The organism is Yersinia massiliensis (assembly GCF_003048255.1).
In the GTDB taxonomy this organism is placed as follows: Bacteria; Pseudomonadota; Gammaproteobacteria; order Enterobacterales; family Enterobacteriaceae; genus Yersinia; species Yersinia massiliensis_A.
Window position 1 is genome coordinate 552,984 of sequence record NZ_CP028487.1, and the last position, 24,975, is coordinate 577,958.

The window sequence follows — 24,975 nt, forward strand, 5'->3', positions numbered from 1 at the left end:
TATGTCCAGTCCTGCGCGCCGCCACTTTATAAGGCAGTCGGCTATTGCCGCCTCACAGCAACGGGATAATCCGCTGCGCCACGCCACCGGCTACGAGCTGATGTTGCTCAAGCTCAATGAAGATAAGCGCAAGTTGAAACAAGTACGTTCAAACGAGCGTAAAGCCGAGCTGAAACGCCAACTCTTGCCGGATTACCAGCCTTGGGTGTCGGGCGTGTTGAGTGAGGGAAAAGGCGCGCAGGACACCATTCTAATGACGGTCATGATTTGGCGTCTGGACGCTGGGGATATCCCCGGCGCACTGGATATCGCCCGTTATGCCCTGCGTTACCAGTTAGTGCCAACCGACCGATTTACCCGCTCGACAGCTTACCTGATTGCCGAGGAAGTGGCCGAGTCGGCCGGGCGCGCTTATGCCACCGGTAAACCGGTTGATGTTGACCATTTGCTGCAAACCATTGAGCTGATGGAAGACGAGGATATGCCCGACCAAGTGCGGGCCAAACTGCACAAAATGACCGGTTATGTGTTGCGTGACGGTGGGCGGGGCGAACTGGCCCTGTCCCATCTTCACCGCGCACTCCAGCTACACACCGGTTGTGGCGTTAAGAAAGACATTGAGCGGTTGGCCGTGAAGTTAAAGAACGCCGCCAGCCGCTAACCCGAACGCTCCCCGAGCCGGGCGGCACGATGGCCGCAACCGATTTTATTGTGTTAACGCCGTCGTCCACCGCCCACCCATTCTGATATTGAGGTTGCCATGACCACTGTTGTTATCCCCGCGCCCCGGCCTGACAAAACGGCTGAACCGGTGATTGAAAATACCTTTTTCTGGCCTGCGGTTGACCCGATAAAACTGCGCGAATTGCTGCGCCTTGAGGGAACCGTCACCGCTGAGCGACTGCGTTTTACCATTAAGGGCGCAATCTCTGAGGTCAACGCCGAACTGTACGAGTACCGCCGTGACCAGATGGGCGCGGGCTTTAAAACACTGGCCGAGGTGCAGGCCGAGCAACTGGACGGCGAAAGCATCCTGTTGGCCGAGTACCAGCGGGCAGTCTGTGCCATCACGGCCGCACTACTGGCCGAGCGTTATCGCGGTTATGACGCCAGCGCGCGCGGTGATAAACGTGCGGAGGCCATTGAAAGCACGGTTGATGAGTTGTGGCGTGATGCGCGGATTAGCATTCGTAACATTGCCGGTCAGTCCCACAGCATTATTGGCCTTATCTGATGCGGGTTTACGCGTTGCAAGGCGACACGCTCGACGCACTGTGCTGGCGGCATTACGGCCGCACGCAAGATGTGTTGGAGCAAGTCTATGACGCAAATCCGGGGCTGTCGGAACTGGGGGCTATTCTGCCCCACGGCTATCCGGTGGAGTTGCCCGACATGGCCCCGGCGGCCCAACGTGAAACCGTTCAATTATGGGATTGAAAATGGAGAAAATCAGCTCTGCGTTAGCTTATGTTTTTGCGCTGCTGTTAGCGTTTATTGGCGCACTGAGTCCGCAAGATATTGCGTTTTATGTGGCGGCGCTGGCTGCTGCGGCGACCTGTCTTATTAACTGGTATTACCGGCGCAAGAGTTATTTCTTGCTGAAAGAACTGAGTATTAGGCGGGAGGTGTTCGATGAACTCAATCGTTAAGCGCTGTCTGGTCGGGGTCATTCTTGCACTGGCCGCCACCTTGCCAAACTATCAGACGCTCAAAACATCGGCTGCCGGACTAAAACTGATTGCCGATTATGAGGGCTGCCAGCTCAACGCCTACCAATGCAGCGCCAACGTTTGGACAAATGGCATCGGTCACACGGCTGGCGTTAAGCCGGGCAGCGTGATTAGTGAGAGGCAGGTGGCGGGCAATCTGGTGGCGGATGTGCAACGAGTTGAGCAGGCAATCGCCGTCTGTATGCCGGTTGCCATGCCACAACCAGTGTATGACGCAGTGGTGAGTTTCGCCTTTAACGTCGGCACCGGTGCGGCTTGCCGCTCGACGCTGGCCTTTTTTGTCAACAAGGGCGACTGGCGCAGCGCCTGCAATCAGTTGCCGCGCTGGGTGTATGTCAATGGCGTAAAAACCAAAGGGCTAGAACGTCGCCGCACCACTGAACAAATGTACTGCCTGAGCGGGGTCTGATATGCGCACAATAGTCATTTTATACCTTTCGATGATGGGGCTGCTGGCATGGCATGCCCATAGTCTGAAAAAAGATTTAGACAGCGCCAAGCTGGTGATTGGCACTTTATCCGCTGGGATTGAGAGCCGAGACAATGCGATCACCCGCTTGCAAGATGAGGCCCGGCAACAGGCAGAAAATGAGCAGGCATTGCGGCAATCACTGAGCCACGCCAGCACCTTGTCATTATCCCGTGAACAGAGAATTCAAAGGTTACTCAATGAAAATAAAGCCTTGCGTGATTGGTTTTCTGCTGCTTTGCCTGCTGACGTTATCCGGCTGCACCAACGCCCCGCGTTCGCCAGCCCCAACGATTATTTACGTTGGCTGTCCGACAGTGAACAGTTGCCCACTGCCGGGCAGTAGTCCGGCGGTTAATGGTGATTTAAGTGCCGATATCCGCCAGTTAGAAACCGCACTGGTGGCCTGCGGGCTGCAAGTGGAAGCCGTGAAACAGTGTCAGGAACAACATCATGTTAAAACCCAAACTGCTACGCCAAGCCTTAACCGACAGTCTGCCGCTGTTCCAGACTAACCCGGAGCGGCTGAAAATGTTTGTTGATGGCGGGCGCATTGTCTCGACGCTGGCCCCGTCGCTCTCTTTTGAGAATCAATATACGCTGACGCTGTTTATTGAGGATTTCCCCAGTGATGTTGATTATCTCTTTGTGCCAATACAGGCATGGCTGCGGGAGCATCAACCTGACATTATGGCGACAGAAGAAAAGCGCCGCACCGGCTTTATTCATAAGGTTGATGTCATTAGCGATGTGCTAAGTGATATCCGTATCGACCTGCAATTGACCGAACGGACCATTGTGAAAGAGATAGACGGTGCACTGCATGTTAACCATGCGCTGGAGCCGCAATTGTCGGAAACGATACCCCGGCCAACGGAAATTTACTTCCACGGTGAGCGGATTAAATGAATGAACTGAAGCCCTTTGATGATGCATTGGCCGGACTGATTGCCAACCTGACACCCAAGGCGCGCAAAGCGCTGGCGGCCACAGTTGCCAAACGCCTGCGCGCCAGTCAACAGCAACGGATTAAACGCCAGCAAGCGCCAGACGGCACCCCGTATGCTGCCCGTAAATCTCAACCGCTGCGTAAACCCAAAGGGCGGATTAAGCGGGAAATGTTCGCCAAGTTGCGCACCGCGCGCTATATGAAAGCCAACAGCAGCCCTGACGCGGCAGTGGTCGAATTTGCTGGACGCGTGGAACGAATGGCGGCCGTGCATCATTTTGGCCTGCGTGACCGTCCAAACGCGCACAGCAAAGATGTGCAATATGATGAAAGGCCATTACTGGGTATAACAGCTAGTGAGCTAAATATTATAGAAGAGCAAATAATCACTTTTTTAGCATTTATACCTAAGATTTATTAACGTATCTAAACGTCACTCAAAGTACTGTACAAATAAACAGAAAAATGAAATAATATGTTATCAATAATAAAAATCGTGTTGATTTAATGAAAGAAATTGAAATTAAAATAAAACTAATTGAATATCTACTAGAGCATTCATCTAGCGATACAGTTATTGGCTCAGAGCTGCGCTTTAATTATGGCTCAAGGAGAGCTGATGTTGTTTCTATTACAAATAACATAGCATCTATTTTTGAAATAAAAGGTTCTGGTGATTCTATTGAAAGGCTAGAATATCAATTAGATAGCTACAAAGAATATTTTGATTATTGCTATGTTGTTTGTGAGCCATCTAACATAAAGTTAGTGAAAAAAAACTGTAAAAAAAAGATAGGAATAATTCTAGTAGAAAATAATGATATCCTCTTAATAAAAGAAGCGAGTCATTTTAAAAAAAATAAAAAAATAACATTAGCCAGTACACTAGATACCTCAACTTTGAGAAAGCTAACATCCAATAATACATTAAAATCAAAACATGAACTTTGCGAGTTATTTATAAAAAACAATGATTTAGAAACTGTAAAGAACATATCAAGAAAACATTTGCGGGAGAAGTTGAAGTGCAATTTTGATATATTTTACAATGAGTTAGGTTTGAGAATAAACCCTGATGACATTCTGACGTTAACTAGAATGCCATCGGGAAATCTATCAAAAAGAGCGTAGTTTCACTCTCGTAGTGATATAATAATTCATCCTTACTGCTATCCAGAATGAGGGGCTAATTCCTGATGGCATGCCTTTAGATGCTAGCTCTATCTCTTTATCAGCCCATGTTCCAATTGGAATATATCGATTGTCTTGTACCATTTTTTGAGCGCATAATACATAGCTGCCATCATCACGACGATATCTTTTATATATGAATTTCTCAGTCAATGATATATCAATTCGAGGAACAAAGGTTCCACCTTTTATTTCCACCTGTTGTATATTAATTGATGCGTAATCCCCATATTTGACAGGGTATTCTCGAGAAACCTGCTGGAATATATGTTCCTCTAATATTGAAACCTCACCTTCATCATCATTACCCAGTTTTGCTGGACTTAAAGGGAATGATGTTGTTAAGATTACTATATCTTCTATTTTCGAATTAAATTCCTCTATTTCCTGACAAGCAAATAAAAAACCATTAGTGACATTCTCTTGTTCTTTACTTGTAACTTGCTCACCATCTAATATAACGAAAACTTTACATCCATCGTTTAGTCCATCAATTATTGGAGTAATGAATTTTTTATAGTCATCAAGATTGAATGGCAATCTTACTGCCAAGGTGGATTTTAGCTTAGATATTTCACTAACAAATTTAGTGACTTCCGAAAAATCGTCTTCATCATAAAGATGAATCATCGGGATTATATTTAAACCACTATAGAGACTTATGAAATATTGCCACTCATAGTAACCTTTATTCTCATCGAGCAATTGTTCTATTTGAGGATTTGTATATTTATCATTAGAACTAACATCGAGAATAAATGGTTTGTCACCCTGAATTTCGGCTATAAGTGTCATTCGACGATGGATATCACCATCAGGTGCCACTTTGGTTTTTCGTGACTTTGTTAACTCGTATATAGGTAGGATTTCAGAGAGTATGTCATCATTAAGACGAGATATTGCTTTTAACTCTGCATCTCTAGTTTTGATTAATGGAAAATATTTAAATTTTTTAATATTTTTCATAGATTATGTCCATCATACCCAAGCTGTTGAGCACGAATGCGAACAGCCATAGATGATACTTCAAAATGTGCCGCTATATCAGATACTTTCTGAGAATGATTCTCAATATAATATCTAAAATCGCTATCCGGCATTAATAATTCAGCTGCAAATTTATTGGCCTCAACTTCCATTCGATCTGTCTGTCCATTTCTGAAGAAAACACTATCAGTAAAAACTTCAGTAATCATGGCATGCTTGATAAAATGCCCTATTTCATGGGCTATTGTAAAACGCTGGCGATGAGGGTGGTGTAAAGAATTTACTGTCATTATCCATGTGCCAGACTTGTCTTTTTTTAGGCATCCTGACTCTTCACCTAACATGGGTTCCATCCGCATAGTAATGCCAAGTAATTTTGTCAGGGCTGATACATCTAGTGGGCTGGTCTTAATGTTTTTTTCTTTAGCAAAAGACAATAATTCGTCGGGAGCAATTAAGTTTTGTATATCCGGTTTTTTTTCTTTGTCCTCGGTAGGTTTTTTTCTGATAAATGCCATTTACTCAACCTCCTTTTTTAGAACAAATGATCCACCATCATTATCAACAGTATCTTTTAGTGCTATATTTTTTGCTAAAACATTTATATACCTTTTTAGCTCACTATTTTCTTTAGCTATAGCATCAACTTTTTCCGATAAAGTTCTTAACTCACTAATATCCCCTGCAATTTCTGAAATTGTTTCTATTTGCTCATTTAAATCAAACTGAGTAGATGCTATTTTTTCATTAATTTTACGTTCTACTTTATCTTCAATTACTGCCTTGACACTTTTGTCAAATTTAATGCTATCCATGTGAGCGTTAACCTCAATTATTGCTTCTTCTCTAGCCATCGCGTTAGATGAATGCTTTACCATGAAAAAAGCGAATGCTCCTAAAATCGCATTAATAGCAATAAGTACCGTAATGATTGTTTGATAGAAGCTACTTTGGAATGACCAAAGATCGTCTAGGCTGAGTATTGTACCATTTGCAACTAATTCACCGATATGGTGGAGCATTAGTGGATCTTTAAGTGAATTTGGTTCTTTTAAAAAATATTGGTTGCTTAAGCCCAAATATGACAAAAATCCGTGCTTCATTGTCAATTGTAAAACAAAAACCCAGCAAAAAAATGTTGCTACAGAGGAAAATAATATAGAGCAAACCGTAATCCATCGATTATGGTAGCAAATCTTTATTCGCCCAGAGGAATTATTGGGTCCATTGGATTGAGTTGAACCATTTTCAGTAACTGCCATTTAAGCAAGCCTATTTTCACTCTAAATTGTTACTATTATTATCACCTTAAGTGAAGTTGATCAAATAATATCACTATCGCTAATGTTTGTTGTGTGGCGAATGACACATTTGAAGTTCATTGTACAGGGGCTTATCAACAAGCATCCTTTCCCCATGAACACTCAAACCCAACTCACTGAAATTCTGCGCCTACTGCGCAACCTGATCCGTATTGGTACGGTGGTCGAGGTCGATCTCGACAATGCCCTGTGCCGCGTAGCGACGGGTGACAATACCACCGGCTGGTTAAACTGGCTGACGCTGCGCGCTGGTCAATCGCGATCATGGTGGGCACCGTCCGAGGGTGAACAGGTGTTGATATTGTCCCTCGGTGGCGAACTCGATACCGCCTTTGTGCTGCCGGGTATTTTCTCTGATGACTTCCCGCCACCGTCGGCCTCGGCCAATGGCCTGTATATCGCCTTTCCTGACGGTGCCACGTTGCACTATGAACCTGAGAGCGGCGAGTTGCAGGCTGACGGCATCAAAACGGCGGTTATCAATGCCAGTGAATCGGTGAATGCCACCGCCCCCAATATCACCTGCGCCGCCTCGGTCAAAATCCTTTTAGACACACCCGAAGTGGAATGCACTAACAACCTGACCACCGCCACCTTGAATGTGACCCAAGGCGGCAAGATGAGCGGCAATATCACGCATACCGGCGGGAAACTTTCATCTAATGGCGTAGTGGTTGATAAGCATGACCACGGCGGAGTGCAGCGCGGTGGCAGCTATACGGAGGGGATTCAATGACCACAGCAAAATACCTCGGCATGAACCGCAACGCCGGGCAAACCATTACCGATGCTGACCATATCAGCCAGTCCATCGCCGACATTCTGATTACGCCCGTCGGTTCGCGGGTGATGCGTCGCGCTTATGGTTCGCTCCTCTCGGAGCTGATTGACCAGCCACAAAATTCGGCCCTGCGCCTGCAAATTATGGCCGCCAGTTACAGCGCTATTTTGCGCTGGGAGCCGAGGGTCAAGCTGACGGGCATCACCTTTGATACCACCTTTGACGGAAAAATGGTGGTCGATATCACTGGCACCCGCACCGATAGCGCGGCCCCCCTTTCTTTAACCATCCCTGTGAGCTGACCCTATGGCAACCATTGACCTGAGCCTGTTACCGCCGCCTTTTGTGGTGGAAGAACTGGATTATGAAATTCTGTTGGCCGAGCGTAAAGCCACACTGATTTCTCTTTACCCGGAAGAACAGCGCGCCGCCGTGGCCCGTACGTTGTCGCTGGAATCTGAGCCGCTGGTCAAGCTATTACAGGAAAACGCTTACCGTGAGGTGATATTGCGCCAACGCGTCAATGACGCGGCCCGCGCGGTGATGGTGGCCTATGCCGTCGGCAGTGATTTAGACCAGCTTGGCGCAAATAATAACGTTGAGCGATTGGTGATTATTCCAGCAGACCCCACCGCCATTCCGCCGATTGACGCGGTGATGGAATCTGACTCTGATTTCCGCGTGCGTATCCCGCAAGCCTTTGAGGGCTTGAGCGTCGCCGGGCCAACGGGCGCGTATGAATATCACGCCAAAAGCGCCGACGGCCGGGTGGCCGATGCCTCTGCAATCAGCCCGACCCCCGCTTGTGTCACGGTCACGGTGTTATCGCGTGAGGGCAACGGCGAAGCCTCAAACGAGTTGCTGGCCGTGGTTGAGGCCGCGCTGAATGATGAGAACACGCGGCCGGTGGCTGACCGGGTGACGGTGCAATCCGCCCGCATTGAAGATTATGAGATTGACGCGGTGCTCTATCTGCATCCGGGGCCGGAAGCGGAGCCGGTGCGCGTGGCGGCTAAGAAGAAATTAACCGCTTTTGTCACCGCCCAACGCCGTCTTGGTCGTGACATTCGCCTGTCGGCACTCTATGCCGCGCTGCATGTTGAGGGCGTTCAGCGAGTCGTGATTAATGCCCCATTGGCTGACGTGGTGCTGGATAAAACCCAAGCCGCTTATTGCACCGGCAGCACCATCACTGTCGGGGGTACGGATGACTGACCGTTTACTGCCTGTCGGTTCGTCGGTGCTGGAAGTGGCTGCTGCGCGCGCCTGCGCGGAGTTGGAGAATACCCCTGTCCCAATTCGCCAATTGTGGAATGCCGACACTTGCCCGCTGCCCCTATTGCCCTATCTGGCGTGGGCGTGGTCGGTTGACCGCTGGGATGAGAAATGGCCGGAAGCCACTAAGCGCGCGGTGGTGAAGTCCTCGCAGTACGTCCACAAACACAAAGGCACCATCGGCGCGATCCGTCGCGTGGTCGAGCCGCTGGGCTATCTCATCAAGGTGATTGAATGGTGGAAGACCAACGAAACCCCCGGAACCTTTCGCCTCGATGTCGGCGTATTGGAAACCGGCATTACCGAAGAAATGTATCAAGAGCTTGAGCGGCTGATAGACGACGCCAAACCATGCAGCCGCCATTTAATCGGTTTGTCTATCAACCTCGACAGCAGCGGCCCGCTGTATGTAGCTGCTGGCAGTTACAGCGGTGACGAGCTGACCGTGTACCCGTATTTACCTGAAACCATAACCGTGACCGGCGAGGATTACGCCAGCGCCGCCGTCCATATTATTGATAACCTGAGAGTGAACCCATGACCGCAAAATTTTTTGCTTTACTGACCAATATCGGCGCGGCCAAGCTGGCGAATGCCACCGCCCTCGGCACCCGCGTAGAAATCACCCAAATGGCAGTTGGTGACGGCGGCGGAACCTTGCCAACGCCGAACCCAGCACAAATTAAACTGGTGAATGAGCAACGCCGGGCGGCTCTGAATATGCTGACCGTTGACCCCGTCAACACCAGCCAGATTATTGCGGAACAGGTTATCCCTGAAACTGAGGGCGGGTGGTGGATTCGAGAAATTGGCTTGTTGGATAAAGACGGTGATTTGATTGCCATTGCCAACTGCGCCGAAACCTATAAACCGCAACTGCAAGAGGGCAGCGGCCGCACCCAAACCATTCGGATGATTTTGATTGTCAGCAGCACGGCGGCGGTTACGTTGAAAATCGACCCGTCGGTGGTGCTGGCAACGCGTAAATACGTGGATGATGGGGTGATTGAGGTTAAAACCTATGCCGATGAATTGATGACTGCACATTTAGCAGCGGTTGATCCGCATTCACAGTATGCACCCAAAGCCAGCCCCGCACTGACGGGTAAACCAACTACCCCTACACCGGCTGCGGGAAATAATACCCAACAATTGGCGAATACCGCTTTTGTGCAAGCCGCCCTCACTGCTTTGGGTTTGGGAGATGCAGCTAAATTAAGCTCTGGTGTCGCCGGAGGCGTTGCACTCTTTAACGATACTCTCCGCGTGGTTAATGACTTAATCGAAATTAAAAACAAAGGTGAAATCGCCAAGACTAACACAAGAATTAATATCGGCTGTGGAACGGCGGCGGCAAAAGATGTCGGAACCGGTGCGGGACAAATACCCGATATGAGCGCCTGGTCATTTGTCAAAAATGCCGATAGCAGTAAATGGACACTGACCTTACCCAACGGTTTTTTACTTCAAAAATGCTCCGTTGTCACTCCGGGCGCCGCCGCAACGATTAACGCCGTCTGGCTAACCCCATTTCCGATTGAGTGTTTAGGCGTGTGGGGAATGGATGGTGCATCAGCAGCTTCAGACTTGTCATCATCAGCGGCAGGCGCTCTCCCTGTCGGACGGGTTTACGCCGTCGGCTCAACAAATACCCATGCCCCTGTCGGCGGACTCGGTGGTATTGATATCTACGCAATAGGACATTAAGAATGAAATATTATTTTTCGCCTACCACGCTTGGTCTTTACCGCGAAGAAATGAAATCACGTTATATTGCGGCCGAGTCATGGCCCAGTGATGCAATGGAAATCACGCAGGATATTTATGACCAATACACCTGCGCAGCCCCAACAGGGAAAGAAATAGGTATCAATAACGCCCAGCCTTGTTGGGTCGATATTCAAACGCCACCGCTAACCCCCGACCAACTGGCGGCAAAGGCTCGCGCCCATCGTGATGATTTTATTATGGCGACTGACCCCATGATGGTCACTGATTACTCCATTAACGATACTCTGTTGACCAAGGCAGAGCGCACCGAATTAACCACTACCCGCGCGGCCTATCGCGCATGGACGACGCTGGAAAACTGGCCGCTGATTGAGCTGCCCGACCTGCCGCAATGGCTATTGGTGGAAGCGGTCAATCAGGGCTATCAGGTGCCAGTCTGGCCGCCGCTCGCCGTTTAGCTATTCAACTTGGCCCCGATTGCGGGGCTTTTTCGTTGTACCAGCCACCACACATCCCCTATCAGATGCCCCTCGCACAGTAAGCCGTCAACATACTCTCACCCTCAACCAACAGAGAGTTAATCCATGAGTGATTATCATCACGGCGCGCGTGTCCTCGAAATCAACGACGGCACCCGCGTCATTTCCACTGTGTCCACTGCCATTGTCGGCATGGTCTGCACCGGCGAGGATGCCGACGCGGCAACATTCCCCCTCAACACCCCGGTATTGATTACCAATGTGTTAGCCGCCGCCGGTAAAGCCGGTAAAAAAGGCACGCTGGCCGCGTCATTGTTAGCCATTGCAGAGCAGGCCCGCCCAGTGACCATTGTTGTTCGTGTCGCTACCGGTAAAGATGAGGATGAAACCACGTCTAATATTATCGGCGGTGCTGACGAGAACGGCCGCTACACCGGCATGAAAGCGTTGTTAGATGCGCAATCAGTCACCGGTGTGCGCCCGCGTATTCTCGGTGTGCCGGGGCTGGATAATCTGGCGGTATCGACGGCGCTGGCGGATATTTGCCAGAAGCTGCGCGCCTTTGGTTATATCAGGGGTCTGACGCTCAGTGGAACGAAAACTCACGTTAAGCAACGTTTTCTGCCTCTGACGCCTCTTTTAATGGTCTCAGATGTCCTTTGGTCACCAGTTCTGCCAGCGTGAAGGAATAATGGCCGAGCATATTGATATGTCCGTGGCAAAGCGGGGAGAGGCGTGCGATATCATCATCATTCAGTGTTTCACCCTGCGCCCGGAGATGATCCAGGGCTGCCTGCATATAAATAGTGTTCCATAACACGACGGCGTTAGTGACCAGCCCCAGTGCTCCCAACTGATCTTCCTGACCGTCGGTATATCGTTTTCTTATCTCACCTTTTTGACCGTGACAGATGGCTCTGGCAACGGCATGGCGGCTTTCTCCCCGATTAAGCTGGGTCAGAATGCGCCGGCGGTAATCTTCATCATCAATATAATTAAGCAGATACAGCGTTTTGTTGATGCGCCCCACTTCAATGATTGCCTGAGTCAGTCCGGAAGGACGTTCACTTTTCAGCAATGAACGGACCAGCACTGAAGCCTGTACTTTGCCCAGCTTCAGGGAGCCAGCGGTCCGGATCATTTCGTCCCACTGAAGGACTATTTTTCGGGGATCTGATTGCCCTCTAGCAATATCATTCAGCACACCATAGTCGGCATCATGGTCCATTCGCCAGAAAACCGAAGCACCGGCATCAGCCAGGCGTGGAGAAAACTGGTATCCCAGCAGCCAGAAAAGGCCAAAGACAAGTTCGCTGGCACCTGCTGTATCGGTCATAATTTCGGTTGGATTCAGCCCGGTCTCCTGTTCCAGAAGGCCTTCCAGCACAAAGATAGAGTCCCTCAGCGTCCCCGGTATAACGATGCCATGAAAGCCGGAATACTGATCGGACACAAAGTTGTACCAGGTGATCCCTCTGTTATTACCAAAGTATTTGCGGTTCGGTCCGGCATTGATTGTTCTGACTGGCGTAACAAAGCGCATTCCATCTGCAGATGCCACTTCTCCTCCACCCCATATCTGTGCCAGTGGCAGCGTTGCCTGAAAATCAACCAGTCTGGCATTAGCGCTGGTGATAGTTTCAGCCCGCAGATAGTTCGCTTTTGTCCAGTTCAGCCGGTGTCGGGTCAGTGCAGGAACATTTGATCTGATCAGTGGTTCCAGACCGATATTGCAGGCTTCAGCCATCAGCACGGCGCTGATGCTGACGGGCAGATCATCAACTCTGGCACTGGCTTCACTAGCATGGAAAAACTCATCAGCAAATCCGGTATGGGCGTTAATTTCGAGTAGCAACTCCGTTAAATCTACCGGAGGGAGCAGATCACTGATCATTTTGCTCAGTCGTTTCAGACTGTCCGGCTCATCAAGACTGGCGAGGGGAGAAATTGTCAACCGGGGCTTCGGGCCAGAAACATCGAGTTCGACAGCCTCATTTTCGCCAAGACGTGCAGCAACCTGTCTGTAACGACTATCAAGCTGATGACCCAGAGATTTTATTGCTTCCTGCGGGTCTGTCGGGTGCCCCAAAGAACGATAAACCTTAATCCGGTTTGCCTGCCAGTCAGCACCCTGTAGTAATCTTGCACGAGGATCTCCCCACCGGTTACTGCCGGTAACGTAGACATCCCTCCGCCTCAGACTATCCTGCAGTTTACTGAGAAAGCAGAGCGTGTATCCCCTGCGGGTGATATGTTTGTCCTTGTTAATCACCAGCCGTTTCCATGACCGACTGATAATTTCCGTTGGTGCGTCGTCAAAAAACTGCCGCCGTGAGCTGAACTCTCGGCTGAGGTAGTCACAGGCATTCAGAGTGGTAACCCCGGCAGGTGCGGATGAAAATTTAACGGTATTCAGCAGATGGGGCAGGAAACGACGAACGCGCCCGTACTGCTCCACCATTTCTTCATGAAAATTATCGTCTGAGGGCCGGGCAATTTCACGGACAAGCGTGATGATTTCAGCCAGCTTTTGTCTGGGGATGTAGCTGAACACCTCAGCACGAATCGATTCGTCCGGTGTTTCTTCTTTCAGCAGGTACGAACATGCGCTGGCGAGCGCCAATGCAGATTTATCCAGATCCTTCAGCGAGCGGAGCCGTTTTTTCTGCCCAATCTTTCTGGCGTCACGGATGATAACGGCCAGCATGGCGTCCAGAACGTCCAGTGCATCATCCAGCGCCAGCGTTTCCCATGCAAGGACAAAGGCAACCAGAACCGCTATCCTTTTCTGCGGTGACATCCTGGCAATATTGAACACCGAAGTCATACCAGCATAACGTGCGAGATTTTTCAGGCGCACAGCCGGGAGTGTACTCAGGTTGTCAGCATGCAGGCCAAAATCGTTCAGAGTTTTCCAGCGTTCAATTGCTTCATTAAACGCCGGACCACTGATGGTCACAGGGCCTTTTTTCAGTGATTCCAGTAAAGACAGGCGGCTGCAATCAGTTGGCCCCAGCAGCATCTCCAGCTGTGAACGCTGTTCGGCTGACGGTATCAGTGCCAGTTTGTTCCACAGGCGCAACGTCGCCTTTTCCCTTACCTCTGAAATCAACCGGGTCAGCGTAGTGGCTCCGGGGAGAATAATACGATGTTGCATAAGCCACCCTGTCGCCAGATCGAAAAGCAGGCCAGGACGTTCGTTGCTTATCCAGCTCCGGGTATATAAAAGACGGGTAAGGCGAAATGTCCAGGGCCAGGCAAATTCACGATACTGATAGTGCTGACGTATCAGCGCTGCATGCTCACGGCGGGTATTTTCCCTCTGACCGTATTCTGCAAGAACGGTGATATCACGAATCCCGAGCTGTCTGGCGGTAAAATGCCGGACGCCGGAAGGAATATGATTCATATCGGTGAGGAAGGTGCCCAGAAAACGGACACATCCAATTTGCAGGGCAATGCCCAGACGGTTGTGATCACCTCTGCTTTTTCCGATAAATTCCTTGTCTGCTTCATCAAGGTGAAAATATCGTGCCAGCTGAAGCTCATCCGGTTCACCGGTGAATCTGCCATAGCTTTCAGTCTGCTCAGTGGTCAGAAAGTCAACGGGCATATCGGTCTCCCTGCCTGACGGGCATTTAGTAACACTTTTGCAACCGTCCGAAATGTTATAACTTTATAGACGTCTTAAATTAATAGTTAAGATGTGTCCATTAAATCGATAAATGTCATATAATAGACAAATAATGAATGAAATGTACACAAATCGATTTAGGAGACATTTTTGCCATGAGAACCTTTGGTTATGCTCGCGTCTCCACCAGTCAGCAATCTCTTGATTCGCAAGTAAAAGCGCTTAAAGCTGAGGGAGTAAAAACAAATCGTATTTTTACGGATAAAGTGACTGGCACTAAGATGGATCGCGAAGGGCTCCAGATGCTTCGGCTAAAAATTGAGGAAGGCGACGTCATCCTAATAAAAAAGCTAGACCGCCTTGGCCGAGATACGTCAGATATGATTCAACTTATCAAAGAGTTTGATGAAATGGGTGTCGCTATACGCTTTCTGGATGATGGGATCAGCACAGAAGGGACAATGGGTAAGATGATAGTCACTATCCTGTCCGCTGTAGCTCAAGCAGAACGACAACGGATACTGGAACGTACTAACGAAGGACGCTTAGAAGCTAAGAGTAGAGGCGTTAAATTTGGGAGAAAACCTAGTGTGGATAAACAAAAGGTCTTAGCTCTTAGGGAACAAGGGATTGGGGCTACAGATATATCGAGAATATTAAACATTGCCCGCTCCTCGGTTTACAAAGTGCTCCAAATGAGCCAAAAAAGGTATCTTGAATAATGAATATCCAAATTGATGTTGTTCGAATTTGTGGATTCAGAGGTGTCTCCAATGTGGAGGTTATTTTGCCTCGGGTAACTGTATTGTTTGGCCAAAATAACGCAGGGAAAACATCGATAATAAAAGCCCTGCAACTTTCATTAGGGGATTATTCTCGGTATTTATCTGATGAGGATTTTCATATTGGCGATGATGAAAAGAGACAAGATAACATTACAATTGACTTGCGTTTTATTGCATTAGATCGCGGCATTAGAACCGCTGAGTTTTCAGAATCATGGCAACAAGAATTTGGTGATTCGATACAAGCAGAGGCTGATGGGAAACAATTTGTAGCAATACGAACAACTGCAAAGCCTGATAGAGTTAAAGGTGGATATAACGTCGAACGATTTTATTTAGATGTTTGGCCGAATGCCGAAAATTGGCAAGATTCTCGCATTAACAGTAAAAATAAGATGGGAAGGAGACTCGAGTCCATACCTTTTATTTCTATAGATGCACAGCGAGATATCCATAATGAGTTGAAAGAAAAATCTTCGTTTGTTGGTAGAGTTCTATCAAGTATTGAATACGGTGATGATGATGTAGCAGAATTGGAAAAAATGGTTGCCGAAATCAACAAGGAAGCGATTAATAAAAGCGAACCTCTTAAACGTTTAAAAATTCATCTTGATACTCTAAATCAATCATTTGAAGGGTCTGGACAAACTGAACTGACACCATTTCCAAAAAAAATAAGAGATCTTTCAAAACGATTCAGCGTGCATTTTGGAGAGTCTGATAAAAGCTCATTCTCTATGGAATACCATGGTATGGGAACACGCAGTTGGGCGTCTATATTAGCAGTGAAAGCATTTACAGAGTTGATGGCGACAAACCATGAGAAAGAAGCTGAACCATTCTTTCCAATATTAGCGGCGGAAGAACCTGAGGCACATTTACATCCGAATGCGCAAAGAACACTTTTCCAACAATTACAAGATAGTCCTGGCCAAGTTATCATTAGTACACACTCCCCATATTTAGTGGGGATGTCAGAACTTGAAAACTTACGTGGGTTGATTAGAACATCAAATGCTATCAATGCTACGCAATTAATTAGTGGATTAGATCCAGAAGATATAAATATTCTTCAGCGAGAAATTATGCGATTCAGAGGCGAGCTATTGTTCTCAAAAGCGCTAATATTATTCGAAGGTGTTACTGAAGAACAAATAATACCTTCAATGTTTTCAGCCTTTTTTAGAAAATCTGCATTTTCTCTTGGAGTAAATTGTATAAGTGTTTCTGGGAAAAACTACCCGCCATTTATAAAAATGGCATTGAGTTTTGGCATTCCTGTGTGCATTGTCAGTGATAACGATGGAAATACTAAAACGGAAATTGAATCTCAATTAAGGAAGATTGAAAGAAACACATCATTAATTCTGTCTGAAAAAAATTTACATGTTTCCTATTTGTCACCTAAAAATGATATTGAGGCTGAGTTAATTCATGTTGTGGGGATGCGTCAAGAAATTATCGAGGCTCTGATTAATACGGAGACAAGGGGGGGAAGTAATGCTGCCTATAATGAAGCTAAAACTAGAGAAATCGAGGCGCTTAGTGATGATGAGCTTCTAAAGAGAATGCGTTCCTCCAAGGCATCTTACGCTGGTTTTCTAGCTGATGTCATATTAAGAAATCCAAACAATAAAACAGTGGAACAATTAATACCTCAGGCTGTTATTGATACTTTTACTCAGCTAAAAGGGTGGGGATAATGATGTTGAACTTATCATCAAGTCAAGCTCAAATAGTGCACGCACCATTTAATAAAGCGATTCAAGTGCTTGCTTCAGCCGGTTCTGGTAAAACACGAGTTTTAACTGAACGAGTTCGCTATATATTGCAGAATACAAAAAAAGATGGAGTGATAGCGCTTACTTTCACAAACAAAGCTGCGGAAGAAATGTCTGTTCGCCTAGAGGACTGTATTGAAGCGGAAGATAGGGCTTGGATAGCAACAATTCATTCTGTGGCTCAGCGTATTCTTGAGAAGTATGGGCATACAGTAGGATTACCTGCAGAGCTTCATATTTATGATCGAGATAAAGATCGAATGGAAGTTTTCCTCCAATCCTTACGTGAAGATGGCGTAAATATTGATGAATATCTGAATATTTCTGATTCTAAGGAGCTAAAAAGTCGAGAAAAAAATCTTCAAAATTATATGGATATATTTTCAAGGATCAAGCGTGAGCTATTTACAGAATCAGATGTAACAGAAAAATATCCAAACAGTAATATTTGGAAGGTCTTTCAAGACTATCAATCATCTTTAGTCAATAGTGGTGGGATAGATTATGATGACATATTAGTTTATGCTCACAAAATTTTATTAACACATAACTGGATCGCTCAAATTTATCGTTCTCAGTACAAACATGTTTGTATCGATGAAGCTCAAGACTTAAATAAAGCCCAGTATGAGTTTATTAAGGCATTGTGCGGAGATGTCATCCACAGTGTATTCATGGTGGGAGATCCGAATCAGATGATTTATGGGTTCAATGGTTCTTCAAAAGAGTATCTTTGCACCTATTTCTTGGAGGATTTTACTCCATTTCAGTTTGAATTAAGAGAAAACTATCGTAGCGCAAAGGCTATTATTAGGGCTGCGAATAAATTAAAGCCGAACTCTCAAGCGGAACTTGATTATGCCTTAGAAGGCGGTGTTAAGATAGTTTCTGCTGATACGGAAGAAGCTGAGGCTGAATGGATTACATCTACAGTTAAGCTGCTCTTAGAGTTAAAAACACATCCTGAAATAGAGGGTGACATATCTTTAGATAAAATGGTGGTTATAGCAAGGAATAGATTCGTTTTTAATAAACTAGAAGCTTGTTTAAAACAAAATAATATCCATTTTTCCATGAGAAAAGGAGAGCGTCAACTAGAGCCTACGACAATTTTTGGAAGAATTCTCGATTACTCTATTCGCATAAAGCTAAATCCAAAAGATTGGGTTGATGGTAAAAAGTTGTGCTCGCTATTGGGAGTTATAGCGCCTACGTCATGGTCAAATGGTGTTTTAAATATTTTAGCCAATCAAACTAAAAATCTGGATAGAGAAAACGCTGAATTGTATTCTGAGTTGATGAATTCAATAAATAGCCTAGACGTTGATGAACCTAATATAAGAAAGTTCGTTCGTTTGTTTGAAGAAAAGTTAACTAGTTTAATTAGTCAAGGTACAGCTCCATCTGAAGGGAAGTCTGAAGAGATAAAATTAAGTTTAGATGAATTGAATGAGTTTAGCAGAGCTTGGACCTTATTCAAACGCAAAGGGTTGGGAAATTCTTTAGTCGCTTTTAGAAATGCTTTAGCCCTTGGTCAGTTAACAGAAAACTCATTAGAAAATGGGTTGTTATTGAGTACCGTTCATACTATGAAGGGACTTGAAAAAGACATCGTTTTTTTGATGGGAATGTGTGAGGGTGTTTTCCCTGATTACCGAGCTAACTCATTAAAAGAAATTGATGAAGAACGTAATAATGCCTTTGTGGCAGTAACTCGCGCAAAGCGTTGGCTTTATGTTACGTACCCTAAACAAAGAATGATGCCTTGGAAGGATCTTAAGTTCCAACAGAAATCTCGCTTTGTCAGAGAAATAGAGTAAAACGCTCATTTCTATTAATTAAAATGGCCCTTAGGGCGGAAAGTTTAACCTCACGGTAAGTTTTCGCTCTGTTGGCCTCCTACTTTCAGAAAAGAATCTTAACGTGAGTTTTCGTTCCACTGAGCGTCAGACCCCTATCAGCGCCTACGGTTGCAAGACTCTTTCTGAAGCCATTTTGTACCGCGACAATTTCAGCCAGCGTGAGCTGATGCTAATCTGGCCGGATTTTCTGAGCTGGAACACTACTGCTAATAGCACCGATATTGCTTATGCCACCGCCCGCGCGCTGGGTCTGCGCGCCAAGATTGACAACGATACGGGCTGGCATAAAACCCTGTCTAACGTCGGGGTGAATGGCGTCACCGGTATCAGTGCCAGCGTCTACTGGGATTTGCAAACCGTTGGCACAGATGCCGACCTGCTAAACCAAGCCTGCGTCACAACACTCATCCGTAAAGACGGCTTCAAGTTTTGGGGTTCGCGTACCTGCTCTGATGATCCGTTATTTGCTTTCGAGAACTACACCCGCACCGCCCAAATTTTGGCGGACACCATGGCCGAGGCGCAGTTGTGGGCGATTGACCGCCCGATGCACCCGACGCTGGTTAAAGACATGATTGGCAGCATCAACGCCAAATTCCGCGAAATGAAATCCGCCGGGCTGATTATTGACGGCACTTGCTGGTATGACGACAGCGCCAACGATAAAGACACCCTGAAAGCGGGCAAGCTGTTTATTGATTACGACTACACCCCAGTGCCACCACTGGAAGACCTCACCCTGCGCCAGCGCATCACCGATAAATATCTGGTGAACTTTGCCGCTGCCGTCAACAGCTAAGGAAACCTGATTTATGGCACTGCCACGTAAGTTGAAATTAATGAATCTGTTTAACGATGGCCGCGATTACATGGGGATCGTGTCCTCAATTACGCTGCCAAAACTCACGCGCAAGCTGGAGAACTATCGCGGCGGCGGGATGAATGGTGTTGCGCCGATTGATTTGGGGCTGGATGACGATGCGTTATCCATGGAGTGGTCAATGGGCGGTCTTGACGAGTTTGTGTTGCAGCAATGGGGCGCGCCCAAGGTTGATGCGGTTCCGCTGCGTTTTGCGGGCGCTTATCAGCGTGACGACACCGGCGAAGTCACCGCAGTAGAAGTCGAAATCCGTGGTCGTCATAAAGAGATTGATGGCGGCGAATCCAAGCAAGGGGAAGACACCGAAACCAAGGTGTCCACCCAGTGCACTTACTACAAGCTGACCATTGACGGCAAAGTGGTAATGGAGATTGACGTGGTTAACCTGATTGAAATCGTTAACGGCGTAGACCTGCTGGAAGCCCAACGCAAGGCCATTGGCCGCTAACCCTGACGGCCAGTGCTCACATGCTGGCCGCCCTAAATTAATTGGAAAAAAACATGAAAAAAGTAACTGCTAAAACTGAACCCGCCGCCGAGGTTAACGAGAATGTGGTGGTACTGGATACCCCATTAAAGCGTGGAGATACCTTAATCACTGAAATTGAAGTCCGTCGCCCCAATGCCGGGACATTGCGCGGTGTTCGCCTGTTTGATGTGGCTCACTCTGAAGTTGATGCGCTGATTATCGTGTTGCCACGAATCACCACCCCCACACTGACCGCCGCCGAATGTGGCCGCTTAGAACTGCCCGACTTGGTGGCACTGGCGGGCAAGGTGATTGGTTTTTTGTCGCCGAAACAGGGGGCGTAACGCTCGACCCAAAATTGGAAGTTGACGACCTGATGGCGGATATTGCCGCCATTTTTCATTGGCCGCCGTCAGAGCTTTGGGCCTTGAGTCTCACCGAGCTGGTGCGCTGGCGTCATAAAGCCCTGCTAAGAAGTGGAGCCGTAAACCATGAGTAAGAGCTTACAGTTACAGGTATTGCTCAAAGCCGTAGACCAAGCCACCCGCCCATTTAAAGCCATTCAAACCGCCAGTAAATCCCTCACTGGCGATATTCGCAACACGCAAAGCAGCATTAAATCGCTCGATGCGCAGGCGGCGAAGATTGACGGTTTCCGCAAGGCCAGCGGCCAACTGGCCGTTACCGGGCAGGCATTGAAAAAAGCCAAAGAAGATGCGGCGGCGTTGGCGATTGCCTTTAAAAACACCGAGAAACCCACAGCCCAACAAGCCCGGCTGATGGAGGGAGCCAAGCGCGCAGCAGCCGAACTGCAAACCAAATACAACGGGCTGCGCCAGTCAGTGCAGCGCCAGCGTGATGCGCTGAACGCCGACGGTATCGCCACCAAAAACCTGAGCAGTGAACAGCGCCGGTTACGCAGCAGCGCTGCCGAGGCGACAGTAGCACTAAGTCGCCAGCGCCAAGAGTTGCAACGCCTGAGCCAGAAACAGGAACAACTCAACCGTATCAGTAACCGCTACCAGAAAGGAAAAGCGGCCACCGCCACGGTGCGCAATGTGGGCGCGGCCAGTCTGGGTGTGGCAACCGCCGGGTTATACGGTGCGGCAAAACTGATTGCGCCGGGTATGGAATTTGATAGCCAGATGTCCGGTACGCAGGCGATTTTAGGGCTGGATAAAAATGACGCCAAACTGGCGGCCATACGCCAACAGGCGCGGGATATCGGCGGTTCCACTGCATTTTCCCCGACGGATGTGGCACGAACCCAAGACACGCTGGCCCGTTCCGGCTATGACGCTGACGCCATTCTGGCGGCGACGGAACCCACGGTTAACCTGTCGCTGGCGTCCGGTGTGGATATTGCCGAGGCTGCGGATATTGTTACCAACATGCAGTCGGCGTTTAACCTGCCGCTAGACCAGATTAAGCGTGTATCGGATGTGATGGCGAAAGGCTTTACCAGCTCAAACACCAACCTGTTAGAGCTGGGCGAGGCGATGAAATATGTGGCCCCGATTGCCGAGGCCGCCGGGGCCAGTATTGAAGACACCACCGCACTGCTTGGCGTTCTGGCCGATAACGGCATTAAAGGCAGCATGGCCGGCACCAGTACCAGCGCCGTGTTTAGTCGGTTGCAGGCACCCGTCGGTAAAGCGCCGGAAGCCTTGCGTGAGCTGGGAATCACGACACGCGACAACAAGGGCAATATGTTGCCGGTGGAGAAAATCCTCAAAGATATTGACCGTTCGTTTAAAAAGAACAAGCTCGGCACCGCGCAGCAAGCCGAATACCTGAAAGTGATATTCGGTGAGGAAGCCATGAAAGGCGCGGTGAAACTGGTGGCCGCCGCTGGTAACGGCAAGCTGGCGGAGAAACAAAGCAAGCTGAAAAATGCCGATGGCACCGCGCAATCTATCGCCACGGTCAGAATGGATAACCTCGACGGCGACCTGAAAAACCTGAGTTCGGCATGGGAAGACTTAGAAATTGAAGTCTTTGAAAAGCAAGATTCCGCGCTGCGTAAGCTGACCGTCACCACTACCGACTGGCTAGTTAAGGTGGCGGCATGGGCTAAGAAAAACCCTGAATTGGTCAGCACCATTACCACGGTCACTGGCGCAGCGTTGGCGCTGGTCGCTGGGCTGGGTGCGTTGGGGTTAATTGCATGGCCGGTGATGGCCGGATTTAACCTGTTGTTGGCGGGGGCTAGCCTGCTCAGTACCGGGTTTTCCCTGATGGCCGGAACCATTGCCACGGCACTCACCGCGCTGACATGGCCGATAGCCGCCGTGGTCGCGGTCATTGTGGCCGGTGGGCTGCTTATCCGTAAATATTGGGAGCCTATCAGCGCCTTTATTGCGGGCGTGGCCGAGGGATTTACCGCTGCCATGGGGCCAATCAGTGCCGCCTTTGAGCCGCTTAAGCCGGTGTTTAACTGGTTTAGTGACAAGGTGAAACAGTTGTCGAACTGGTTCGCTGACCTGATTAAACCGGTCAAAGCCACGCAGGAAACCTTAGACGCGGCCACTAACGCGGGCAAGTTATTCGGCGAGGGGCTGGCGGCGGCGCTCAGTCTACCCATGGATGCGCTAAACACCCTGCGCAGTGGCATTGACTGGGTGCTGGAAAAGCTCGGCGTTATTGATAGCAAATCTACCGGACTGGCTGATAACGTCCCGAAAGATAACCCTTACGCGGGCGGATACTCACCCAGTGGCGGCGTGTTGTACGGTGGTTATCAGCCGGTTACGGCCAATACCGGCACCACCATCGTTGATAGCAGTGTGACCACCAATGATATCAAGGTCACTATCCCGCCGGGCATGAGCCGACAGGATGCCGAACGCATGATGACAGATGCCCTTGCCAAAAATGAACGCACTAAACGCGCCCGCCAGCGCGGCCAGATGGAGAGTGATTAATCATGATGTTATCGCTGGGCTTATTTGTGTTTATGCGTCAGACCACACCCTATCAAACCATGGGGCGCAATATTGATTATCGTTGGCCGACTAACAGCCGCGTGGGTTTGCGCCCGTCCGCGCAATTTCTTGGTGTCGATAATGAAAAAATCACCTTGTCCGGGGTGCTATTACCGGAGCTGACAGGGGGCCGCCTGTCATTGCTGACCCTTGAGGCGATGGCTGACCAAGGCAAGGCTTGGCCGCTGGTTGAGGGTAGCGGCATGATTTACGGCATGTTTGTCATCGAGAGCCTGAGCCAGACCGGCGCACTGTTTTTTGAAGACGGTAGCGCCCGTCGTATTGAGTTCACCCTCAACCTGTTGCGGGTAGATGAGTCGTTAACGGCCATGTTCGGCGACCTGCAACAACAAGCTGACGAGTTACTGGGTAAGGTGACGGAAATGACCGGCAAGGCGCAGGCGGCTATCGGGGGATTCTTCTCATGATGACCGGCATGGCACTACCGGCGGGTGCGGATATGGCCCCGGACTTTATGCTGGATATTAATCAAAAAGATATCACCCAGAATATCCGTGACCGTTTGCTCTCACTAAGCCTGACCGATAACCGAGGCTTTGAGGCTGACCAGCTCGATGTGGAACTGGATGACGCCGACGGCCAGCTTGCCATGCCGGAACGGGGCGCGGTGCTGTCGGTGTTCTTAGGCTGGAAAGGGTCGGCCTTAATTGGTAAAGGCGATTTTACCGTGGATGAAGTCGAGCATCATGGCGCGCCGGATACGCTCACCATTCGCGCGCGCAGTGCTGATTTTCGCGGCTCACTCAATGCGCGGCGAGAAGTCTCTTATCATGAAACCACGTTGGGGAAAGTGGTGGCGCAAGTGGCCGAGCGCAACAACCTGAAAGCCATGCTGGCCGAGGGGCTGGCGGATATCGCTATTTCGCACATCGACCAGACGCAAGAAACGGACGCCAAATTTATTACCCGGTTAGCCTCGCTAAATGGCGCGGTAGCTGCTGTAAAAGCCGGGCGTCTGCTGTTTATCAAACCGGGCAGCGGTGTTACTGCCAGTGGTAAACCTATCCCGCAAATGACGATCACCCGACAAGATGGCGACCAGCACAGCTTTAGTATTGCTGACCGGGGCGCGTATACCGGTGTGAGTGCCAGTTGGTTGCATACTAAAGACCCCAAACCGGCCAAGCCGAAAAAGGTTAAGTTGCAGCGTAAGCCCAAGTTTAAACAACTCCGCGCGCTGGAACACCCCAAAGCCAAACCGACCCGCACCAAAGCAGCAACAGTAAAAAAGCCAGTGGAGGAAAAGCAAGGGGATTATCTGGTGGGGTCTGAGGATAACGTTTTTACTATCACCACGGTTTACGCCACACAAAAAGCCGCCATGCGCGCCGCTCAATCTAAATGGGAGAAGCTACAGCGCGGTGTGGCTGAATTCAGTATCACCCTTGCTATGGGGCGCGCTGATTTATTCCCTGAAACCCCGGTTGCGGTCAACGGCTTTAAATCCGTGATAGACCAGCAAAGCTGGATAATCAGCAAGGTATCGCACAGCTTGAGCAACAGCGGCTACACCACACAATTGTCACTCGAAGTGTTATTGTCGGATGTGACATATGAGGCCGAGTAGATTCACAATAAGTGATTTATTGATTAATTAGTTCACATAAAGCTAATTATTAAGCATTTCTAGTGTTATCATACTTGC

General features: G+C 48.6%; 29 protein-coding genes and 2 pseudogenes. 27 read left to right on the forward strand and 4 right to left on the reverse strand.

Annotated features, from left to right (window positions below; all coding sequences use genetic code 11):
• Position 1 precedes the first annotated feature (1 nt).
• From DA391_RS02550 to DA391_RS02595, 10 genes are all read left to right on the forward strand, one after another.
• Positions 2 to 661: a terminase endonuclease subunit gene (locus tag DA391_RS02550; RefSeq protein WP_108087318.1), complete on the forward strand. Its 660-nt coding sequence runs from the start codon at positions 2 to 4 to the stop codon at positions 659 to 661.
• A gap of 99 nt (positions 662 to 760) precedes the next feature.
• Positions 761 to 1,234, forward strand: a complete 474-nt coding sequence (locus tag DA391_RS02555; protein ID WP_108087319.1) for a head completion/stabilization protein — start codon at positions 761 to 763, stop codon at positions 1,232 to 1,234.
• Positions 1,234 to 1,437, forward strand: coding sequence for a tail protein X (locus DA391_RS02560; RefSeq protein WP_020282765.1), 204 nt, complete (start codon positions 1,234 to 1,236; stop codon positions 1,435 to 1,437). The genes DA391_RS02555 and DA391_RS02560 overlap by 1 nt, the downstream gene beginning before the upstream one ends.
• A gap of 2 nt (positions 1,438 to 1,439) precedes the next feature.
• Entirely contained in the window at positions 1,440 to 1,649 is a 210-nt protein-coding gene (locus DA391_RS02565; RefSeq protein WP_019079970.1) for an HP1 family phage holin, read from the forward strand.
• Positions 1,633 to 2,139, forward strand: a complete 507-nt coding sequence (locus DA391_RS02570; protein WP_108087320.1) for a lysozyme — start codon at positions 1,633 to 1,635, stop codon at positions 2,137 to 2,139. Before DA391_RS02565 ends, DA391_RS02570 begins: the two co-directional genes overlap by 17 nt.
• Position 2,140: 1 nt before the next feature.
• A complete protein-coding gene (lysB, locus tag DA391_RS02575; RefSeq protein ID WP_108087321.1) occupies positions 2,141 to 2,545 on the forward strand; it encodes an Rz-like lysis system protein LysB in 405 nt (134 codons plus the stop codon).
• Positions 2,445 to 2,714: an Rz1-like lysis system protein LysC gene (gene lysC, locus DA391_RS02580; RefSeq protein WP_240624819.1), complete on the forward strand. Its 270-nt coding sequence runs from the start codon at positions 2,445 to 2,447 to the stop codon at positions 2,712 to 2,714. The genes lysB and lysC overlap by 101 nt, the downstream gene beginning before the upstream one ends.
• Positions 2,653 to 3,108 carry a phage tail protein gene (locus DA391_RS02585; protein ID WP_108087322.1) on the forward strand — a complete coding sequence of 152 codons (456 nt, stop codon included), beginning with the start codon at positions 2,653 to 2,655 and terminating at the stop codon, positions 3,106 to 3,108. The genes lysC and DA391_RS02585 overlap by 62 nt, the downstream gene beginning before the upstream one ends.
• Complete coding sequence (locus DA391_RS02590; protein ID WP_108087323.1) at positions 3,105 to 3,569, forward strand: phage virion morphogenesis protein; 465 nt, start codon at positions 3,105 to 3,107, stop codon at positions 3,567 to 3,569. Before DA391_RS02585 ends, DA391_RS02590 begins: the two co-directional genes overlap by 4 nt.
• Positions 3,570 to 3,655: 86 nt before the next feature.
• Positions 3,656 to 4,279 (forward strand): sce7726 family protein, encoded by a 624-nt coding sequence (locus tag DA391_RS02595; RefSeq protein WP_108087324.1) that lies wholly within the window; start codon positions 3,656 to 3,658, stop codon positions 4,277 to 4,279.
• Here DA391_RS02595 and DA391_RS02600 read toward each other — a convergent pair.
• The 3 genes from DA391_RS02600 to DA391_RS02610 are packed head-to-tail and all read right to left on the reverse strand — an operon-like array spanning position 4,265 to position 6,588.
• Entirely contained in the window at positions 4,265 to 5,305 is a 1,041-nt protein-coding gene (locus DA391_RS02600) for a beta family protein (RefSeq protein WP_315850850.1), read from the reverse strand. The two genes, DA391_RS02595 and DA391_RS02600, sit on opposite strands and share 15 nt — an antisense overlap.
• On the reverse strand, positions 5,302 to 5,844 hold the full coding sequence (locus DA391_RS02605) for an ImmA/IrrE family metallo-endopeptidase (protein ID WP_108087325.1): 543 nt from the start codon (positions 5,842 to 5,844) through the stop codon (positions 5,302 to 5,304). The genes DA391_RS02600 and DA391_RS02605 overlap by 4 nt, the downstream gene beginning before the upstream one ends.
• Entirely contained in the window at positions 5,845 to 6,588 is a 744-nt protein-coding gene (locus DA391_RS02610) for a hydrolase (RefSeq protein ID WP_108087326.1), read from the reverse strand.
• 154 nt (positions 6,589 to 6,742) lie between these two features.
• Here DA391_RS02610 and DA391_RS02615 point away from each other — a divergent pair, with 154 nt between their 5' ends.
• The 7 genes and pseudogenes from DA391_RS02615 to DA391_RS02645 form a co-directional block, all read left to right on the forward strand.
• On the forward strand, positions 6,743 to 7,384 hold the full coding sequence (locus DA391_RS02615) for a phage baseplate assembly protein V (RefSeq protein ID WP_108087327.1): 642 nt from the start codon (positions 6,743 to 6,745) through the stop codon (positions 7,382 to 7,384).
• Entirely contained in the window at positions 7,381 to 7,731 is a 351-nt protein-coding gene (locus tag DA391_RS02620; RefSeq protein ID WP_108087328.1) for a GPW/gp25 family protein, read from the forward strand. Before DA391_RS02615 ends, DA391_RS02620 begins: the two co-directional genes overlap by 4 nt.
• A 4-nt stretch (positions 7,732 to 7,735) precedes the next feature.
• Positions 7,736 to 8,644, forward strand: a complete 909-nt coding sequence (locus DA391_RS02625) for a baseplate assembly protein (RefSeq protein WP_108087329.1) — start codon at positions 7,736 to 7,738, stop codon at positions 8,642 to 8,644.
• The gene (locus tag DA391_RS02630; RefSeq protein WP_108087330.1) at positions 8,637 to 9,245 is read left to right on the forward strand and encodes a phage tail protein I; all 609 of its coding nucleotides are present in this window, start codon (positions 8,637 to 8,639) and stop codon (positions 9,243 to 9,245) included. Before DA391_RS02625 ends, DA391_RS02630 begins: the two co-directional genes overlap by 8 nt.
• Positions 9,242 to 10,411, forward strand: a complete 1,170-nt coding sequence (locus DA391_RS24375; protein WP_108087331.1) for a phage tail protein — start codon at positions 9,242 to 9,244, stop codon at positions 10,409 to 10,411. The genes DA391_RS02630 and DA391_RS24375 overlap by 4 nt, the downstream gene beginning before the upstream one ends.
• A 2-nt stretch (positions 10,412 to 10,413) precedes the next feature.
• The gene (locus DA391_RS02640; RefSeq protein WP_108087332.1) at positions 10,414 to 10,893 is read left to right on the forward strand and encodes a tail fiber assembly protein; all 480 of its coding nucleotides are present in this window, start codon (positions 10,414 to 10,416) and stop codon (positions 10,891 to 10,893) included.
• Positions 10,894 to 11,019: 126 nt separating this feature from the next.
• Positions 11,020 to 11,532: pseudogene (locus DA391_RS02645) on the forward strand (phage tail protein); the annotation flags it as partial.
• Here DA391_RS02645 and DA391_RS02650 read toward each other — a convergent pair.
• Positions 11,522 to 14,527, reverse strand: a complete 3,006-nt coding sequence (locus DA391_RS02650; protein WP_108087333.1) for a Tn3-like element Tn3 family transposase — start codon at positions 14,525 to 14,527, stop codon at positions 11,522 to 11,524. The pseudogene DA391_RS02645 and the gene DA391_RS02650 overlap by 11 nt on opposite strands.
• Before the next feature lie 176 nt (positions 14,528 to 14,703).
• Between DA391_RS02650 and DA391_RS02655 the strand changes: the two genes are divergently transcribed.
• The 10 genes and pseudogenes from DA391_RS02655 (at position 14,704) to DA391_RS02700 (ending at position 24,897) form a co-directional block, all read left to right on the forward strand.
• Entirely contained in the window at positions 14,704 to 15,270 is a 567-nt protein-coding gene (locus DA391_RS02655; protein WP_108087334.1) for a recombinase family protein, read from the forward strand.
• The gene (locus DA391_RS02660) at positions 15,270 to 17,036 is read left to right on the forward strand and encodes an ATP-dependent nuclease (protein ID WP_108087335.1); all 1,767 of its coding nucleotides are present in this window, start codon (positions 15,270 to 15,272) and stop codon (positions 17,034 to 17,036) included. The genes DA391_RS02655 and DA391_RS02660 overlap by 1 nt, the downstream gene beginning before the upstream one ends.
• Positions 17,036 to 18,934 carry an ATP-dependent helicase gene (locus tag DA391_RS02665; RefSeq protein ID WP_240624783.1) on the forward strand — a complete coding sequence of 633 codons (1,899 nt, stop codon included), beginning with the start codon at positions 17,036 to 17,038 and terminating at the stop codon, positions 18,932 to 18,934. Before DA391_RS02660 ends, DA391_RS02665 begins: the two co-directional genes overlap by 1 nt.
• Before the next feature lie 136 nt (positions 18,935 to 19,070).
• Positions 19,071 to 19,775 (forward strand): annotated as a pseudogene (locus DA391_RS02670) (phage tail sheath C-terminal domain-containing protein); the annotation flags it as partial.
• 13 nt (positions 19,776 to 19,788) lie between these two features.
• Positions 19,789 to 20,304 carry a phage major tail tube protein gene (locus tag DA391_RS02675; protein ID WP_108087336.1) on the forward strand — a complete coding sequence of 172 codons (516 nt, stop codon included), beginning with the start codon at positions 19,789 to 19,791 and terminating at the stop codon, positions 20,302 to 20,304.
• A 53-nt stretch (positions 20,305 to 20,357) separates the two neighbouring features.
• Positions 20,358 to 20,669, forward strand: a complete 312-nt coding sequence (locus tag DA391_RS02680) for a phage tail assembly protein (RefSeq protein WP_108087337.1) — start codon at positions 20,358 to 20,360, stop codon at positions 20,667 to 20,669.
• 32 nt (positions 20,670 to 20,701) lie between these two features.
• The gene (locus DA391_RS02685; protein ID WP_004875948.1) at positions 20,702 to 20,824 is read left to right on the forward strand and encodes a GpE family phage tail protein; all 123 of its coding nucleotides are present in this window, start codon (positions 20,702 to 20,704) and stop codon (positions 20,822 to 20,824) included.
• Entirely contained in the window at positions 20,817 to 23,249 is a 2,433-nt protein-coding gene (locus tag DA391_RS02690; protein WP_108087338.1) for a phage tail tape measure protein, read from the forward strand. Before DA391_RS02685 ends, DA391_RS02690 begins: the two co-directional genes overlap by 8 nt.
• Positions 23,250 to 23,251: 2 nt before the next feature.
• Positions 23,252 to 23,737: a phage tail protein gene (locus tag DA391_RS02695; RefSeq protein ID WP_108087339.1), complete on the forward strand. Its 486-nt coding sequence runs from the start codon at positions 23,252 to 23,254 to the stop codon at positions 23,735 to 23,737.
• A complete protein-coding gene (locus DA391_RS02700; RefSeq protein WP_108087340.1) occupies positions 23,734 to 24,897 on the forward strand; it encodes a phage late control D family protein in 1,164 nt (387 codons plus the stop codon). The genes DA391_RS02695 and DA391_RS02700 overlap by 4 nt, the downstream gene beginning before the upstream one ends.
• Positions 24,898 to 24,975: the final 78 nt, after the last annotated feature.